At 39.2% G+C, this 19,015-nt stretch carries 14 protein-coding genes; 4 read left to right on the top strand and 10 right to left on the bottom strand.

Annotated elements, in window-relative coordinates; translation table 11 throughout:
- The 7 genes from MSI_RS11340 to MSI_RS11370 all read right to left on the bottom strand — a co-directional run.
- Positions 1 to 1,674, bottom strand: a 1,674-nt coding sequence (locus tag MSI_RS11340) for a hypothetical protein (RefSeq protein WP_039924785.1), incomplete at its 3' end; no start/stop codon positions are given.
- The gene (tilS, locus tag MSI_RS14140) at positions 1,671 to 3,029 is read right to left on the bottom strand and encodes a tRNA lysidine(34) synthetase TilS (protein WP_009107098.1); all 1,359 of its coding nucleotides are present in this window, start codon (positions 3,027 to 3,029) and stop codon (positions 1,671 to 1,673) included. The genes tilS and MSI_RS11340, both read right to left, overlap by 4 nt.
- Before the next feature lie 56 nt (positions 3,030 to 3,085).
- The gene (locus MSI_RS11350; protein ID WP_009107100.1) at positions 3,086 to 3,637 is read right to left on the bottom strand and encodes a 50S ribosomal protein L25; all 552 of its coding nucleotides are present in this window, start codon (positions 3,635 to 3,637) and stop codon (positions 3,086 to 3,088) included.
- A 57-nt stretch (positions 3,638 to 3,694) separates the two neighbouring features.
- Positions 3,695 to 5,284, bottom strand: a complete 1,590-nt coding sequence (locus MSI_RS11355) for a pallilysin-related adhesin (RefSeq protein ID WP_192807763.1) — start codon at positions 5,282 to 5,284, stop codon at positions 3,695 to 3,697.
- A gap of 175 nt (positions 5,285 to 5,459) precedes the next feature.
- A complete protein-coding gene (locus tag MSI_RS14350) occupies positions 5,460 to 8,999 on the bottom strand; it encodes a substrate-binding domain-containing protein (RefSeq protein WP_081481386.1) in 3,540 nt (1,179 codons plus the stop codon).
- A gap of 41 nt (positions 9,000 to 9,040) precedes the next feature.
- Entirely contained in the window at positions 9,041 to 10,015 is a 975-nt protein-coding gene (locus MSI_RS11365) for a DUF4384 domain-containing protein (protein WP_009107106.1), read from the bottom strand.
- A 30-nt stretch (positions 10,016 to 10,045) separates the two neighbouring features.
- Positions 10,046 to 11,032, bottom strand: coding sequence for a hypothetical protein (locus MSI_RS11370; protein ID WP_009107108.1), 987 nt, complete (start codon positions 11,030 to 11,032; stop codon positions 10,046 to 10,048).
- A gap of 271 nt (positions 11,033 to 11,303) precedes the next feature.
- Between MSI_RS11370 and ilvC the strand changes: the two genes are divergently transcribed.
- Positions 11,304 to 12,782: a ketol-acid reductoisomerase gene (gene ilvC, locus MSI_RS11375; RefSeq protein WP_009107110.1), complete on the top strand. Its 1,479-nt coding sequence runs from the start codon at positions 11,304 to 11,306 to the stop codon at positions 12,780 to 12,782.
- Between the two features lie 173 nt (positions 12,783 to 12,955).
- Here ilvC and MSI_RS11380 read toward each other — a convergent pair whose 3' ends face one another.
- The 3 genes from MSI_RS11380 to MSI_RS11390 form a co-directional block, all read right to left on the bottom strand.
- Positions 12,956 to 13,486: a hypothetical protein gene (locus tag MSI_RS11380; protein WP_009107112.1), complete on the bottom strand. Its 531-nt coding sequence runs from the start codon at positions 13,484 to 13,486 to the stop codon at positions 12,956 to 12,958.
- Between the two features lie 137 nt (positions 13,487 to 13,623).
- Entirely contained in the window at positions 13,624 to 13,833 is a 210-nt protein-coding gene (locus MSI_RS11385; protein ID WP_009107116.1) for an STAS domain-containing protein, read from the bottom strand.
- Between the two features lie 137 nt (positions 13,834 to 13,970).
- On the bottom strand, positions 13,971 to 15,614 hold the full coding sequence (locus MSI_RS11390; protein WP_009107119.1) for a Na/Pi cotransporter family protein: 1,644 nt from the start codon (positions 15,612 to 15,614) through the stop codon (positions 13,971 to 13,973).
- Between the two features lie 90 nt (positions 15,615 to 15,704).
- Here MSI_RS11390 and MSI_RS11395 point away from each other — a divergent pair, with 90 nt between their 5' ends.
- The 3 genes from MSI_RS11395 (at position 15,705) to MSI_RS11405 (ending at position 18,494) form a co-directional block, all read left to right on the top strand.
- Positions 15,705 to 16,487 carry a hypothetical protein gene (locus MSI_RS11395; protein ID WP_009107121.1) on the top strand — a complete coding sequence of 261 codons (783 nt, stop codon included), beginning with the start codon at positions 15,705 to 15,707 and terminating at the stop codon, positions 16,485 to 16,487.
- 16 nt (positions 16,488 to 16,503) lie between these two features.
- A complete protein-coding gene (locus tag MSI_RS11400; protein ID WP_009107123.1) occupies positions 16,504 to 17,178 on the top strand; it encodes a YfcE family phosphodiesterase in 675 nt (224 codons plus the stop codon).
- Between the two features lie 254 nt (positions 17,179 to 17,432).
- Entirely contained in the window at positions 17,433 to 18,494 is a 1,062-nt protein-coding gene (locus tag MSI_RS11405; RefSeq protein ID WP_009107126.1) for a PTS transporter subunit IIC, read from the top strand.
- The last annotated feature ends 521 nt before the right edge of the window (positions 18,495 to 19,015 follow it).

The following is a 19,015-nucleotide window of genomic DNA, read 5'->3' on the forward strand; positions in this document are numbered from 1 at the left end:
TTTCTGACAAATTACTAAAATGTCTTGGTTGGCATTGCGGTCAATTCTTACTTTTTTAAGATAAAGATTTTGAGTTCCCGCCATCATGCTGAATACATGAGCAACAATATTTTTGTTTTCTTCTGAAATTCTGTTATTTTCCGGATTATAGAGGTCAAAAACTTCCTGTGTTTCAAAATAGCCGTCGCCGTCATAATCTGCAAAACGAACAAAAGGAAGTCCTGATTTAAAATTACAGGTTGCATACATCTTGCTGACTTCATAAAAAACAGCATCTACCGGCTGACCTTCAAACATATTGTAAACTACGCTGCCGCCGTTTCTTTCTGTAATATAGAACTTCATGCGTGAGCAGTTTTTTCTTACCTCATCAACCTGAGGAATCTGATAATCTCTGTTAATCTGTGGAATATAAAAATCTACTCCAAAATCAGCAAGAACCTCGTGTTTTTTGATTTCCAGAAGTGAATAATTATAAGCCTTTCTTAAAAATTCAAAATAAATTTCCTTTTCTGTGTCGCGTTCAACATAAATATCCTTAACCTCAGGATACTCGTAATAGGAAATCTGAACCTTTTCGTTCAAAATCAAATTATCAACGGCTCCAAGATCGCAAACTGCCTTTATATCAGTTACACCGTCATTATGCTTTGTAAAAGTGAAAGTGTCAGGGCGACCGTTTTTATATAAAACTTCCAGTTCATTCTGCAAATCAAAATCATCATCAATCAAAAGCGTACATTCAATATTTGTAAGGCGTTCAGCAAGCTGATATTTTGCCTGATCCCCTTTAATTAAAGCCGCCATAGCTTCAAGAAGATTAAGATTGATTTTATTTCCCGAAGTTTTAAAGAACAAATCCAGAGCCTGCTCTTCTGTATAGAGTCCATGGTACAAAACCGCCAGCGCAAGCAAAGGCTGAATACTCATATTTTTTGCATCAATTGCGTGGATAAGACGGTTTTTCATATCCCCTTCCGCAAAGAAAGAGGCCATAAGCTCAAGTTCCTGATTTTTTCCAGAATAGTCAGGAAGATGAAGCATATAGGCATTTGCAATTGTCTGTACTATTTCAGGAGTTTTGTATTCTGTCTTATGAGAAATTGAATGAATCTTGTATGCTGCTTCAAAATAAAAAAAGCACTGCATAAAGCGGAGGTCAGAAGCATAAATACGGCGGGCAGCATTAATTTTATTTCTTGCCCGGCTGATTGAATCTTCACTTCCAATGCGATATTCATTCTTAATTCTTATAAACTCGGCATCAGCGGAATAAATAAATGGATCATAATCCAGAACTTCCATCGATTTATCGTATTGGCCACGGTCAGAAAGCAGGTCAGCATAAAGAATGCGGGCTCCTGTTTCCATATATTCAACCCAGTTATTTTTTTCAAAAGCTTCATAAAGCAGCTTGATAACCTCTGCTTTTGAATTACCAAGCTTTAAGCCTGCAGCCGCTTTTACATAAAAAAGATCAGAAATTGAATCATCATAAGAAAGTCCCATTTCTGCCTGCGAGTTTGCCGTCTGAAAATCATTTCCTACAAGACAGCTTTCTGCAACTTTAAGACAGCGCAGAGCTGTAGCCCTATTTGCAACATCAGCAGAATTCTGGGCAAAAAAAACTTCTGCAAAAAAAAGTGTGATTAATATAGAAATAAACTTTTTCATTTTACAATCCAATTATCAAACCCCAGAACCTCGCCTAAGATACAGCAGATTCTTTGATTTTTTGAAGATAATTCCTGCACAAGAGGGATATGCCCTCTTTCTGATTCAGAAAGGTGCCAGTCTGAAAATACGTCTGAAACCTTTTTCATTGAACCGTCCTTCGTTTCAACTTCATCAGTCAAAAGGGCAGAACGTAAAAGCAGTGGCAGAGTCAGATTTGAAGCAAGCAGTTTTTCCTCCCAAAAAAGAAGAATTCTGCCATCCGGAGCTTTTTTTACTTCCAGATTTCCAAAATCAAACTCATAATTTCCGTCTTCTTCTATTATAACAGAAAAAGTAAAATCCGTTTGAGTTTTAACGCTTTTTTTTACAATTATATGGCCGTTTTTACATGAAATTTCTATATTTTTATAACGCTTGCTGGCGAAGGAAGAGGAAGCTGCTGCCCGGCAGACATCCTTGATAAAGGCAAAAGGAATTCGCTGCTCCCCGCAAATCTGATTGCAAACCTTATATAAAAGACGAACTTTTACTGCGGAAGAAAGTCCTTTTAATAAATCAAGTGGGATTAAAACTGAATCTTTATTACTTTCAGTTTCTTTAAAGGCCTTTTCCACCGCCTCTTCAATCAGCTGGCCATCCAGCTCGCTTTTTTCAAGTCCCTTTAAAACTCCGCTTTTCCAACCCGCGAACTTTTCGTCCAGAAGCGGCAGCAAATTCAAACGGATATTATTTCGCAGGTAGGAGTCATCGGCATTGGTAGAATCTGTTCTCCAGTCTTGACCTGCCGCACGCAGATATTCTTCAATTTCTGCCCGGCTTATTCCAAGCAAAGGCCGCAAAAACTTAGCCCGGCGAGCCGCAACTGCATACTTTTCTGTAAAACTCCCCTGCAAAAAACGCATCAAGGCAGTTTCCAAAAGGTCATTCTGATTATGAGCAAGGCACAAAAAATCCAGGAAATGAGAAGCAATTACGTTTTCAAAAATTTTATAACGCTCAGAACGGGCAGCATCTTCAATACCGCCACCCCGCTCATCTGCAATACTTTCAAGCTTACCGCGAAGAATAACCTGACCTATAAATTCTAGATTAACACCATCCCCGGCCAGACGCAGGCATAAATCCTTTACAAAAGCAGAATCCCCGTCTGTCTCACCAGCCTCCCGCAGGTTATGATTTACATTCACAACAAAAAGCTTAAAGCCATATTCGCGGCTAAGTTCACATAAAGAAAGCAAAAGACAGACTGAATCTGCCCCGCCAGAAACCGCAGCTCCCAGTCGTAATCCCGCAGAAAAATCCACACCGAGTTTTTTTAAGCTTTCATAAACTTTAATATCAAATTCAGTCATAAAAAAAGCCAGAACACCTTTAAGTATTCTGGCTTGAAAATCCTTTTTAGTAAAGATTAGCGTGCTGGTGAAACAGTTACCAATGGAAGTTCTGCATCTGTAAGAACTTCAATGTTTTTACCAACTTTCAAATCTTTTACGCGCAATGCTTCACTAACGTTGATTCCTGAAACATCAGCTGTGATTGTCTCTGGAAGGTCAGCAATTGTACACTTAATTTTGATTTCGTTGTTGCGTTCTTTCTTGAAACCACCCTTAAGAACACCAGCAGGAGTACCTGTGTAGTGAACCTTAATTTTAGAAACAAGTTTCTGATCTGCAGCAGGAACAAAGAAATCAGCGTGAAGAACTTTGTCTGTGCGGATGTTGTATTCAACATCTTTAATCAAAGCAAGGCTGTCTTTTCCATCTACAGTAAGTGTGATAGAAGTTGTTGGAGTTACGTTTCTCCAGATTTTGTTGAATTCTACTTCGCTAACGTCGATTGATGTAGCCTGGCCTTTATCATTGTATACTACGGCTGGGATACGTCCTTCTTTGCGAAGATTTTTAGCAGCTGTTTTACCAGTTGTTGTGCGAGTTTTTGCATCAAGTTTCTGCTTACTCATTTTCTTAAAGCTCCTTATATCTCAAAATGTCCGAATAATATATCAGAAAAGGAGAATTTATTCAACAGATCCACGGCTCAACTGGAAGGAACGTCCTTCTGTAGCAAAGCAGTCTGTCGGAGTAATTTTTACCGGCAAAAGAATAATCGTATCATAATCAGAAACTGTTTTTTCAACTGTCTTCTTTTTTACAGTTTCGGTAATCACCTTACTTCCAAAAGAAATGGTATAAAATTCATTTAAGACAGAAAAAGGATTGTCCGGCAAAAGCTGAAGAACAACATCATTTCCAGCCATCATCAGAGAATAAACACCGGCTTCACTATTTCCACCATTCTTTGATTCAAAGGCAGAATCCTTAAAAACAAGGGTAAACTGACCGTCAGGAGTAGCCCAGCTTTCAGACTTTTTAAGTTCCTTCTGAATTGCTTCCATAATAACAGTCTTCTTTGCCTGATCAAAGGAATTCTGAAGACTGAGTTTTTTATAGTTACCATCCCAGGTTGTACTTTCTTTAATCAAAAGGTTGATGTCATCACGGATTGTAATTCGGATTTCATCAGTATTAATAAGAGCAATATCAAAACGACGGTGAAGGGTCAAAATATCCGAGTTTACGGTTGTAAGATAAATTCCATTATGACGGAGTTTTGAATCATCCCACTGATAAACTTCCTGAGTATCATTAAAAAGATGAATGATTTCACGGTTATTATAATCAAAGAAAAGATAACGGATATTACCATCTGCATTAGAAGTTTTATACCAGAGCCCGTTCAAGAAAGCCGCAAAAGATTCAACCGTTCCATCCTGAATTTTTGAAAGCTCCTTTGCCATAAGACGGCTTGCATTTACCTTAATCTGCTGGGCAAGTTCATAATGCTGGGTAAAAGGATTCCATTTATATTCCTGTTGAATCTGATTAGGCTGATTCTGGGCAGGCTTTTTAGTGGCGTTTGCTGTATTTACGGAAGGAGTTTCCTCCGGCGGCTCTGATTTATAAACCCAGACAGAAAAACTTTCTCCGCGGGCAATTCCAAGCTCGTAATTTTCAGAACGCTCAGTCTGCTGAATAAAAACCGTACCATCAGAAGAAAAATCTCCAATATTTACAATAGAAGGAATTCCCATAGGGCTGGTTTTCAGGTTGTAAATCTGCATAACGTAATTACCGCTGTCATCCACACCCTGATAAATGATTGAATTTTTGTGATCACCAATCAAATCCATTGCGCTGTAAGAAAAAGTTCTGGTACGGGTAAACTTTGTTTGAATTTCATCATAGCGGTCGTATTCATGGGTGTTTGAATTGTAAATACCCGGAACAATCCATAAATAAGGAGAAGAAGTTTTTCTTACTACAATAAGTTCATCATCATAACCGTCGTTATTTATATCTATAGTAAGGGCTCCGATTAAAGTTTCGCCAGGAAGCAGCGGAACAAATGTTTCGTATTTTTCATTTTCGCTGGCAGAAGGCAGTTTTGCATTTTCCTGCAGATTATTTTCGCCTGTAGAAGTATTGATAACTTTTGAACGTGTAATAGAGTTTTCAGGTTTTACAATAAAGCGGCGTGAATAAAAGAAAAAGCCGGTAAGTGAAAGTGCAATAAGAACGAAAATCAGCACTGTTGTTTTTGTTTTCATATATTTAATATAGCGGAAAAGAAAAGAATAAAAAAGCATAAAACCGGCGTGCCCGCCGTAAACGGCGGTCGCTATGTCCGCCCTTCGCTACCGCTCATTGGTACGCAACTTTCAGTTGCGCACCAACTTCGGGGCTCCCAGCGCTCACGCAGATTATAAAATAAAATTCAGCTTCTTATTTAAGCTCAGATGCCAAATAATAACCAGAATCAATCAATAAAGCCTTATAATTAGATTTATCTACATAGACTGTTTTATGCAGATAACTTGGAATATAACCAGTTCCGTTATCATAAGTAGTCGTATCATTTATCTCTGGCTCGAATCCATTGGCAATAGCATCTATCATATCAACAACATGAAGAGCAACTGCAGTTGAATCTTTCAATATAGACATTGCCTGAGTTCCCGCTATTACATTTTTTACGGCATAGGTCTCACAATCTTGTCCAGTTACAATTGGTATATTTTTTTCATTATATCCAGCTGAAAGCAGTGCTTTTACAATTCCAGCCGCACATGAGTCATTTGAAGAGTAAACGGCATCAAGTTTTACTCCATTAGAACCATATTTTTGAGATTTAATAAGAGAATTCATACGTTCTTGCGCTACCTCTGATGACCACCATTGTGTTGCACACTGCTCTTTTGAAGTTTCTCCTGAACGACAAACCAAGACTCCAGATTTAAGATAAGGACGAAGAACATCCATAGCTCCGCCAAAGAAGAAATTAACATTATTATCATTAAGTGCACCTGTAAAAAATTCAATATAAGCAGGATTAGCGGAAGTTCGGTTCTTCAAATTAAGTTTTTCTACAAGATAATCCCCCTGAATCCTTCCAATATCGTAATTATCAAATGTCGCATAATAATTAATGGCATCGGAATTCATAATCAGGCGATCAAAAGCTATAACCTTTACACCCTGAGATTTTGCAGTTTTCAAGACATCTGTAAGAGCATTTCCGTCAACAGCAGCTATCACCAAAATTTTGTAACCACCAGCTATCATTTTTTTTATCTGCTGAATCTGTGTACTGACCGTGTCACTTGCGAACTGTAGTGTTACAGCATATCCATTTTTTTTCAGAGCCTTTAATATTTCATTACCATCTTTATTCCATTTTTTTGAAGTGCTTGAAGGGAATAAAACTCCAACCTTATATTTTTCTTCAGGAGCACCTTTTTTCTGATATTTTTCTGAAGCAACAGTCTCTACCCTGTCTTGAATAATTGAATCTCTGTTTTCAGTAACATAAACTACTTTTACCTGAACAGTTGCAGCTTCCAAGTCCAGCCCCTTTTCACGGACAAGTTTTGCAATTTCCAAAGCTTCCTTCAAACTCTGTCCTTCAAGAGGATTTAAACGTCCGAACATAGGGAAATCAAATTTTGGCTGAGAACGCTGAGGTTCCTGCTTGTACCCAAATCTCTTATTTGCTTGAATTGGAACTTCCTTAATAACATAAGTTGCAAGTTCTGCAGAAGTAACCTGACCATTCTGATCAAGATCAGCTGCTCCTTTTATTCCATCAAGCAAACAATAAGTGAAAACTCCATGCCCATTGAAATTCTCCTGCGCAGTCTGTGTAGAAGTACAAGCAGAAATTAAATCAAATCCAGAAAGCGCTCCAAATTTTTCTATAATTGCCTGTCTAGACATTGTTGCCATTTCTGCAACAGTTGGCTGCTTAGTACTAAAAGAAGCCGAATTACAAGTGTCTAAAATTACAGTCACATTTTCTGCCCGAACAGTAGAAAGTGCTGAAATGATTTCCCACTTGGAAACACCATATTTTTCGACAGAATTAATACCGGTATTTTTAAAATCAACCGGAATATAATAATATTCACCATCTGAATGTGTAATTCCATGACCTGCAAGATAAAGAATAAATACATCATCGGGCTGAACAGACTGACCAAATTCACGAATTGTATTCAAGAGATTCTGATGCGTAACAGCCCCGTCAACTAACACTTTTTCAAATACATTTATATATAAGTCACCAGCATACTGTCTGCTGGTTTCTGCAATCGCCTTAGCATCAGCCACACAAGCTTTTAATTGCGGTATTGACTTATCATTATATTTGTCTACACCTGCTGCAAGGACAAACAGACGGGATTTCTGAATATTTCCAGTCCATTCAAATTCAGCCTGCGCAGATTGATGTTCTTTTTTATTTGTTGAATCAAATACAGAAACACTGATAATGTTTTTACCATGACGAAGTGATAGAGGATGTGGCAAACTAAAACTATGAGACTGGCCTTTTACACTTGATTCTCCATCCGAAGCCAAAAAAGCTCTTCCGTTAAGTTTTACATATACCCTTCCAATTCCACTTCCAGTATCTACCGCCTTTATTGAAACTAAAACGTCACGCTTTGAATTATTCGTACGTTTTGAACCATCTGCATTTGTAACGGTCAACTCTATATCGGGGCTAGATTCACGAGCAACAATGGCTGCAAAGGTATTATCTTCTGAAATTTCAGGACGAACAGTGCCCTGCATTTGAGCTGCAACAACATCAGGTCTCAATACCGTAGATTTTATTTCATCTAAAGAATATTTTTTATTTCCTACTGTATACGAAAGTTCAGTAAGAGCCCCGTCAGAACCTGTCAAATATCCATCTGGAGTCCAAGTTACCCATTCACCATCTGTTACCTGAAGCATTGTAACTAGAAGTGTTCCTTTTTCTACATCCCACATTTTTATAATGCCTTCACTGTCGCCTGTAAACAGATGACCGCCTTTTAAATCAAAAACACAGGAACGAACTTCTTTTTGATGACCGTCAAAACGGGTTATTTTTTTACCAGTAATAGAATCGAAAATTACGACACTGCCATCTGAAGTTCCGGCAGCTATTATTTTTCCATCAGGACTGTATGAAATAGTCCAAACTTCTCCCGTAATATCAGTAATAGCGCGAACAAATTTTCCATTCTCAACATCATAAATACGTATAGAATTATCAGCCGAACCTGTTGCAATATATTTCTCATCAGGACTGAATTCAACAGCATATACCGCACCATTATGACCAGTAAGTAAATTCCGTTCAATTCCACCCATTGCATGGTAGATTTTTGTAGTATTATCCCATGATGCTGTTGCTACGTATCGTCCGCTTTTACTATATGATATTGCAGCAACAGTTTTCGTATGAGTATCCGAAAGAGTCTGAAGCAGCATACCTGTAGCCGCATCCCAAAATTTAACGCTTTTGTCAGATGAACCTGATGCAATATAAGTTCCGCTTGGGTTAAAAGTAACATATGAAACTATAGAAGAATGTCCCTGATCGCCTTTTTTATCTGGTAGGGTTCTGATAAGGTTACCAGTTTCCGCATCCCAGCATTTTACGGTTTTATCAGCAGAGCCACTAATTACCATCTTTCCATCTGGACTATATGCCACAGACCATACAACTCCTGAATGCCCTTTTAATACACGCTCCATTTTACCAGTAGTGGCATCCCAAATTCGAACCTGATTATTATTATATCCTGCAACAATATGCTTACCATCCGGACTATAAGCAATTGCATAAACATTACAAATCTGATTTTTTGCAAGCTCAATACGAGGTGCCTCGCTTACAGGCGTTACAGTTTTATTTTTCTGATTATCTGTTGAACTTAAAGTCAGTTTTCGGGAAGATTGCCCAAAAATACATGCTGAACATATCAATACCAAAAGACCTGAAAAATATCACTTTCTGAATTTCATAATCCCACCTATCTTCGCTTTATTGTATAATTGATTGTTTCCTTTACAGCACTTGTGCTGCCACTAACCAATGAGAGTCCTCTTGATCCATTAATTGCCATTATACTTTTTCGATTTGGAAGTTCTTCTTCTGTATTTGCAGCATACACAACCACTTGCTCATCACCAAACATTCCTTCATCAACTCTAAGAACTGCTCCAGGAATATCAGGGAAAATTCTGCTTTCCCCAGCCCTGATATAATTATTTTGAATTGGAAGCCATTCTTCATCACCTTTCGCATCAATACACAAAATAGCAAGATATGCATTTTTTTCAGATGAAACTCTAAAACGAATAATATCAGCTGGATATAGGACAGAAACATCATCTCCATTTTCATTTATCATAGAGGCCATCAACCCTGTAGTACTCTTTTGAGACTGATTTTTTTGTTTAGATGAAACCTGAGCCACAGGGCGACTTCCTTTTTTTGATTTTTCAATCTGAAATTTTACTTCCTTATCAGTTTTTTTAATTTTAGCCTTCCAGGAACACAGAATCTTTTTTGTTTCCACATGATTAGCTTTTACAAAAAGCTGATAACCGCTGGAAATCTCTGTAAACTCACCTATAATTACACAATCAACTCCAAGTTCTCTTCCAATTTCCTGAATGGTCTCATCACTTACAGAACCAGACTGTTGATAATCAAGTTCTTTTTCAATCAATGATCGTGTAAATTCATCATGAGCAATAACATTTCCAACACCAAAACGGCGGGTAAAATAATGGGCAAGTTCATCAACAATATAATCAGACACAGCCCAATATTCAGTTTGAACATCAAGAATTGCAATCGAGGTTACAGAATTTTCAATATCAGCAGTAACTTCTGTTGCGGCCTTATTCAGCAAATCTTCAAACTCAGAATCTTTTGCATAAAACGGCATTCCAATTGAAAAAACAATACAAATAGCACAAAGCTTTGCTAACTTTCTCATGTTTACCCCCAAAGTTATATTTCATAAAAATTATTCCTGCAAAAAATTATCTTTTAAATCTTGATTAATTTTTGTTACTGCACGAGTATAGGCTTGTTCTGTTGTCTTACTTCCAATTCTTGGAAATGCTTTTGAATATGTATAAACTCCATTTCCAGAATTATTTACTATAGCAATATCAACTGATGGGCGTACAAACTGACCAGCCTCATAAGATTCTTCAATGCAGTCAATATCAACAATAATCTGATATTTTGCTCCTGAAATAGAATATGCAAAACCATCTTTTTCGAGGATAGACGCAATAGTACTGAAAACAGGATTATATACAGGCTCTTTTTGAATCATATTTATAGAAAATGTCATCTGTGTTTTCAATTTATCAACTTGTGGTTTTATATGACTTATTGTCTGTAAATCTTTTTTGTAAACTTCACTATCCGATGGAACAAGAAGTATTTCTGACTGTATGTATTTCTCTGCTAAAACAGCTAAAGTTTGCTCTTTCTTTAATAAAGAAAGAATCAGAAAAGGTTCAATTTCGTTTTTTGAATATGACTCGTATTCTTCTATAGAGTCCATAATAGCTGTGATTCGAGATTTATAAATCTTTAAAGCCTCACTTCTGTTGATATAAGCCAATACTGAATACTTATCACTTTTTTTATCATAATAAGGCTCTGTGAAATAAACACAAAAAAACTCTGCTGTTGAAGTAATTTTAGCAATTTGTGAGAAAGACTGTTTTGAATCAAAGCGTTGTTTATCTTCACTTATTATGGCATTTGATTCTTTCACTGCAACTGTCAGAACCTCGACTTTAGTATTAAAAAATTGGGAAATACCTGTAAGCGCAGAATTTTGAGCCAACTTTTCAGAAGTTCCCTCACCCATAGCTCGAATATATTCATTTTGAGGAAAGACTTTTTCCGGCTGTTTTAACCATAACGGAATATCTGCAAAACAAATATAATTTATCAATAGAAAAGAGAAAAAAATACTAATTCGTTTCATCATGCATTATTCCCCTACAGTTTAATTTAACTTATAAATAAAACATCTTGTTCTTGAATTATACTTTTCAAATATGTAGAAAGCAAATTTTTTTGTCTGTGTAAATTCATAAAAGTTAGAAGAGTGTGCAGGTTATTGGATAATGTATCCATATATAAAGCACATTTAACATTGATAATTTCGCAATATTAAATGTTAAATAATTCACTTTACGCAACACAACTTCACCGTTATACTAAAGCCGTAAAAACTTATAACAAGAGGTCATTAAAAAATGGGAAACAACTATTTTAATGCTATTCCTTGGCGTGAAGCACGCCTTCAGTTGGGACATTGCCGTTCAATGTCAAAAGACGAGTTTGCAGACGGAGTTAACGCTCTTAAAGGTAAAAAAATCGTAATCGTAGGTTGCGGTGCTCAGGGACTCAACCAGGGTATGTGTCTCCGTGACTCAGGATTGGACGTTTCATACGCACTCCGAGAATCGGCTATTACAGAAAAACGCCAGTCTTGGAAAAACGCTACAGAAAACGGATTCAAAGTTGGTACTTACGACGAAATGATTCCAACTGCTGACCTTGTTGGTAACCTTACTCCAGATAAACAGCACACTCCTGTAATCACAGAAGTTATGAAAAAGATGAAGAAGGGCTCAGCTCTCTGGTATTCACACGGATTCAACATGATTGAAGAAGGAATGGAAATCCGTCCTGATATCACAGTAATCATGTGTGCTCCAAAAGGACCAGGTACAGAAGTTTGGCACGAATTCCAGCGCGGATTTGGTGTACCTGACCTTATCGCTGTTCACCCTGCTAACGACCCTGAAGGAAAGGGTTGGGCAATGGCTAAAGCTCTTGCTGTAGGTATGGGCGGAAGCAAAGCCGGTGTTCTTGAATCATCTTTCGTTGCAGAAGTTAAATCTGACCTTATGGGTGAACAGACAATCCTCTGCGGTATGCTGCAGGCAGGAACAATCGTTTGTTTCGACAAAATGGTTGCAGAAGGAATCAGCCCAGAATATGCTACAAAACTTTTGATGCACGGCTGGAACGTAATTTCAGAAGCTCTTAAATGGGGTGGAATTACAAACATGATGGACCGCCTTTCAAACCCTGCAAAAATCAAGGCTAACCAGCTTTCAAAAGACATCAAAACTTTGCTTGCACCACTTTATCAGAAGCACATGGACGACATCATCAGCGGAAAATTCTCCAGCACAATGATGAAAGACTGGGCAGCAGGAGATAAAGACCTTCTTACATGGCGCGAAGATACAGGTAAGCTTCCATTCGAATCAACAAAAGAAGCAGCTGATGAAATCACAGAACAGGAATACTTCGACAAGGGTATTTTGATGGTTGCTATGGTTAAAGCTGGTTGTGAACTTGCTTTCGAAACTATGGTTGACGCTGGTATTAAGGAAGAATCTGCTTACTACGAATCACTCCACGAAGTTCCTCTTATTGCAAACCTCATCGACCGCAAACGCCTTTACGAAATGAACCGCGTAATTTCTGATACTGCTGAGTACGGATGTTACCTCTTCAGCCGCGTTGCAGCTCCAATGATGGCAAAAGACCTTATGCCAAAACTCCACACAGACGTTATCGGTAAAGGCCTTGATGTTAAAGACAACTGCGTAAATAACACAGAACTTGTAGCCGTAAATGCTGAAATCCGCAACCACCCTATCGAGGTTGTAGGACGCAAGCTTAGAGCTTATATGACATCTATGAAACCTGTTCTGTAAGAACAGGTTAAGGCACGGGAACGATAACTGCCAATTGTAAGTTGCATTACGCCCGTGCCATGCATACATGACAAGCATGAAGCCTGTACTCTAATAACTAATAACAAGCACACAAAAAAAAAAAGGCTGTCCAATAAAAATTGGACAGCCTTTTTTACGCATTAAGCTGCTTTTTAGTCCATTTTTTTAAGGACTGTCATATCAACAACGCCACCGCGAATTCCTACCTTAATTTCATCGGCAAGTCGGCAAAGTACAGAGCGTTCATAACCATCGTATTCAGTATCAGAAATTTCATGGTTTGCAAGATCTCCCATAATATCTTCAGGGATATCTTCTGAATGATCTGGATCTGCAAGCATTGCATTTTCAAAGGCATCGCGAAGTTTACCAAGGAATGATTTTGCAGCTTCATTTTTACGAGAAGTAGCTGCAGCAAGAAGTTCTGCCTTCTTTTCCTGATTCATTACAGTTTTAGCTGAAAAATGGAATGCAAACTTATCGCCTTCTTTTTCAATCCAGAAAGAAATACTTTCAGCACCTGCTACGATACTTGCAAGGCTAAGCATTTCTTCAGTCATTAACTGAACATGAAGTGTAGACTTCTTTGAAAGACCTTCATATTTAGCTGTATTTTTTGCTATTTCAAGAGCTTTTGTAAACCCGCCCCCCTGACTGTTTACAACAACAACATCTGATTTCATAGTTCTTTTCCTCCTGCTTGACTTAGTTCCCGGATGAATAAAATCCTTACTCTACAGTAAGAACATTCATAAAGCCAGTAACTTCAAGTACCTCACGAACCATTTCGTTGATGTTAGTGATTTTCATCTTTCCGCCCTTACCATCCATTTTTTTTATGAGCAGACAAGAGTACACGAAGTCCAGCAGATGAAATGTATTCCAATTTTGTGAAATCCATTATCAGTTCTTTAGCACCTTCAAGAGCGGTCTTTAATTCTGATTCCAAATCAGGTGAAGTAACCGTGTCCAGACGGCCTTCCAGTGCAATTGTAAGCTTTTCGCCTTCCAGATTTTTGGTAATAGTCATAGAGAAATCCTCCTTTGTTGTTTTTCCCCTGTATATTTAAATACAATAGTTTTTTTACTATAAAACTATTGTAACATACCAAAAAACATCACGCAAATTTTTTATTGGACAAAAGAGGTTTTTATAACAAATACTTATTAAGAAGCAGTGAGCGCTTCCGAAATATTAAAGCAGTTATCTCCGATTTTTTCGATCTGACGAACCATATCGATATACAAAAGCTCAGATTTAACATCTGCACCGTTTTCAAGACGCTTTCTTGCAACCTTTTTCAGATCCTTTCTGAATGCGTCAATGCCGTCTTCAAGCTCTCGTGCAAGCTCCAGCTTTTCCTGTGTAATCTGCTTATTAATATTGATGTGAATAAACTGAAGGAACTGACGGGCAAGCTCAACATACGGAAGCATTCTTTCCATATCGCTGGACTGGAACTTCATCTTCTTTTCTATACTTCGCTGAATGAGCATAATTGTTGTGTAGCAGTTATCACTCATGTTCTCAAGCTCATCAACAATCTGAAGCATGATTGAAACGTGATTACGCTGTTTTTCAGTAATTTGAAGTCCGCTGCACTTAATCAGATAGTGGGTAATCTGCTCATGCATCTGGTCAACATAATCTTCTTCCTGCTCGGCAATCATATAATGCTCTTCGTAATCTGAATCACGCTTAGTAACGCCAATCTGAATACGGTCAAACATAACAGAAACAACATCACACATATCGCTTACAGCTTTTTCTGCACGGATAATATGAGTTGCAAAGTTGTCCTTTCCGATTGTCTCGATAAATTCCAGCCTGAATTCCTTTCTTTCGCCTTCCTTGTCGTCCTTTATCATAAGCTGGGTAAGCTTTACCAGCTGATTTGTAAAAGGAAGGAATACAACAGTAGAAAGCAGCTTGAAAACTGTATGCAAAACTGAAATACGGATTGCAATATTTGAATGTTCTCCGCCCGGAGTTACGAACATAATCAAATCCAGGAATGGATGGAAGAACATCAGGGCAAGAATTGTACCGAATACGTTAAAAAGTACGTGTACAAGAGCAGAACGGCGGGCATCAGCATTAGTTCCCATTGCCGCAAGAACAGCATCGATTGTAGAACCGATATTACTTCCCAAAGTCATTGCAGCAGCAAGTTCCCAGGAAACAAGACCGTTGTAAGCCATTGTAATTACGATTGCAGAAAAAGCTGATGAAGAGTGAAGCATGGCTGTAATAAAAATACCAATTACAAAGCCAACTAAAATTGAAATTACGCCTTCACCTTTTATTACAAATAAAAAGCCCAGCTGCTCCGGGGTAAAAACTTCGGAAAGTCCGCTCAATCCCATGAACAGCATTCCAAATCCCATCAAAGCCTGGGCTATATTTGCATATTTTGCTTTTTTTACAATTGAAACAAAGTAACCGATTCCGACAAGAGGCAGAGCCACCGCAGAAATCTTAAAATTAAAGCCAAAAATGGCTACAATCCATGCTGTGATTGTAGTACCAATGTTGGCACCAAAAATTACCCCCACCGACTGAGCAAGTGTCAAAAGACCTGCATTGATAAAGGTAACAACCATGACAGTAGTAGCACCAGATGACTGAATCACCATAGTGATGAACATACCCGTCAAAAGGGCTGTAAAACGGTTTCCTGTAACAAGGCTCAGGGTTCGCTGCATTCGCTCTCCTGCGCTCTTCTGAATACCGTCGCTCATAAGCTTCATACCGTAAAGAAGGAAGCCCAAACTACCAATTAATGCCAATAAAGGAGTTACTAACGCCATGATAAAAGCAATCTATCATATAATAGAAAATTTTTCTACTTTTAACTTATATACTTTTATGTTTAGGCTAAATTCGTTAAGATATGCGGCATGAAAGAAAAACTAAGTAAAAAACTGACCTCTTCTGCTTTCATTTTATTGACTCTTACCGCCCTCACTTCCTGCGGTAAAAAGGCAGAAGGGACATCACAAAATTCACTCGAAATACAGCTTTCATCATCAAATACTTCTGAAATACAGGAAACTCCACATTCTCATACCTTCTCAAATAAAAAAATCCTTGTTCTCTTCGGCTACGATTTCAATTCAGAAGATTTTGAGACCGAAATAATAGGAAAACTCCAGCAGAATTACGGGCTTTATGAAGACGGAGGAATCATTTATCCTCTCCGCTTCCCGGATGATTTCAAACGCGGCGGCCGTTCCTATGCTACAGAGCTTTTTAACATCCTTTCTGACCCCGAAATTGAATTCGGCGGCATCCTTCTTCTGGGCGCTCCAGAGCATTCACACCTTGCCCTTGCCCGCAATCAGGATTTATGGAATCAGGAGGTTCCATTCCCGGTAGTTGCCCTTTATCCTCAGGATGACACACTTGGAATTGAATCCACCTGCGACTTTATAATAGATAAAACTCAAAATACAGATATTACGGACGAGCTGAAGGCGGAAGAAGGGTCAAAAACCGTAAGCGACGACACAAAAAAATTAATCTTCAACTTTATAGAACACACAATCCTCTGTGATTTTTCTTTTGCAGATTATCCTGATATTTTATATCATCTTGAAAAAATTACTCAAAAAAGAAAATTTCATAATTACACCGATCCGGAATCCGGCCTCAAATCAATTAATCATTTTGTAATCGAATAGCAGAAAGAGAGAGTTTATGATAGAAATTATTGAAAACGAAAACAGACTGATAGGAAGCCCTCAGGACATTGAAGCTCTTTCTAAAAAAGAGTCTGCAAGAATACTCGTTCTTTCCGATTCCCACGGAAATTCAGAAATATTCAAAAACCTCGTATTTCACTACGGTCCAGGCTGCGATGCCATTGCCTTTTGCGGAGACGGCGCCAGCGACCTTGCCCATCTTCTGGAAGAAGCCGAAACTTCAGACGAACTTCGCTCTATAATTCCTCCAGTTATCGCATACGTTCAGGGAAACTGCGACCCTTCTTCTTATAAAATTCTTCCTCAGAAAAGCATTTCAAACAAAATGCCAGCCTACCAGGTGCTTACAGCCGCAGGAAAGAACATCTACCTCTGCCACGGCCACAACGAAAACGTAAATTTTACGCTTTACCCCCTCACAATGCGGGCCGACGCAGAATATTGCAAAATTGCCCTATATGGCCACACTCACCTGCCATATTTTACAACAGAAACAGAACATAACGTAAAAATCCTGAATCCTGGAAGCTGTAACCGCCCCCGCGGAAATTATCCTCCAAGCTTTGCAATACTTACAATTACACCAAGTGTAATAGACGCAGCTTTCATCCAGATTGACCAGCCTTACAGTCATACTCCGGCTTTCAAACTCTTTAATCCGGTATTCTAGCCCCCCGGCTAACCTCACTCCCCTCGCCCCCATAACTTGCAAAGATTTCAAATCTTTTGTAATATTTTCTAAGAAATTACGTTAGGAATGAACATTGTCAGAGTCCATAGCGTCCTGATTTACCTGCGACACCACGGTGCACAGCGTAATACACATCCTGCCGGTCAGTTTCAGGCTGACACAAAATAATATCCAAATTACATTATTAACTTTTTTTTAGCGGGATTATTATGCCCGCTTCAGGAGACAGTCGTATGAACAAATACGCTAAACGTTACCTCATCGACGCGATGAGCGGAATGGCGCAGGGACTTTTTGCCTCCCTGCTTATCGGTACAATTATCAGAACCCTCGGACAGCAGCTTTTGCGTCTGGGTGAAAATGCCTTCTTCAAGTTTTTAGTCGATGCCGGTGCATTTGCAGCAGAAGCTCATGTTGTAGGTGCCGCAATGGCAGTCGGAATCGGCTTTGCAATGCAGCTTCCTGCCCTGGTACTTTTCTCACTCGTAGCAGTAGGCGCAGCCGCTAACGTAACAGGCGGTGCCGGCGGACCACTCGCAGTTTTATTTATTGCAATCATCGCCGCAGAGTGCGGAAACCTTGTAAGCAAAAAGACAAAGGTTGATATTATCGTTACTCCAGCAGTTACAATCCTGGTTGGCTCCCTTCTTACAGTTCTCTTTGCAAAACACATCGGAGCCGCAGCTGCTTCTATCGGACACCTGGTAGTATGGGCAACAAAACTCCGTCCTTTCGTAATGGGAATCATCGTTGCAGTTGTAATCGGTGTTGCACTTACCCTTCCAATCAGCTCTGCCGCAATCTGCGCCGCTTTCGGACTTACAGGTCTTGCCGGTGGTGCAGCAGTAGCCGGCTGTTGTGCTCAGATGGTAGGCTTTGCCGTTCTCAGCTTCCGCGAAAACAAATGGGGTGGCCTTCTCTCACAGGGATTGGGAACAAGTATGCTTCAGATGCCTAACATCATCAAAAATCCAAAAGTATGGCTGCCAGCAATTTTGACATCAGTTATCACAGGTCCAATCTCAACCTGCCTTTTCAAAATGGAAATGAATGGCCCTGCTGTAAGCTCAGGAATGGGAACCTGCGGCCTCGTAGGTCAGATTGGCGTAGTAAGCGGCTGGTACTCACCAAGCGAAGCAGCTATCAGACACGGAGCCAGCGCAATCAGCCCGACAGCCTTCAACTGGCTTGGCCTCGTATTAATCTGCTTTATTTTGCCAGGCCTTCTTTCATGGGCATTCGGACTTCTCTTCCGCCGCCTCGGCTGGATCAAAGACGGCGATTTAGCACTGTAGTTTTATTGTAAAATACAAATCAAATCCATAGCTCCCCTGTTTCAGGGGAGTTTTTTTTTGTTTCTATGGAGATTTTAGGCGAGTCGCACGAAGAGTCGCAACTACGGGTTCGCTGACGCTCATTCGTCCGCTGCGCTCCCGAACAAGCCCTTCGTTTCTCCCGCAGAGAGGTAGTAATAATTGAAAGTAAGAGTTCCCAAGGTAAAGCTGATAAAGGGAAGTCTATTATTTTTAGAGGACAGACTGATGCTTGTGAAAGCATCAAAATTGGAAGTCTAATCTGATAACTTTTAAGTCTTTTGGATCACAGATAGTTGAGTCAGAAGCATTTATTTACAACCTGGAGTTTTACTTCCCTACTCTACTTTCCGGCGCAGCCGCTATGCGTCTGCTTACTCACAAGCGGCTGCAGGCCGCTTGTGAGCGCTCGCGCCTTCCAGGCGCTCTAGGCTCCCTACACTGCTCTTCAGCGGGTTAAAAAGAAAAAACTCCCAAGTTTTAGGGAGCCTTGAAAAAAGTAA

The organism is Treponema sp. JC4 (genome assembly GCF_000260795.1).
Lineage (GTDB): Bacteria > Spirochaetota > Spirochaetia > Treponematales > Treponemataceae > Treponema_D.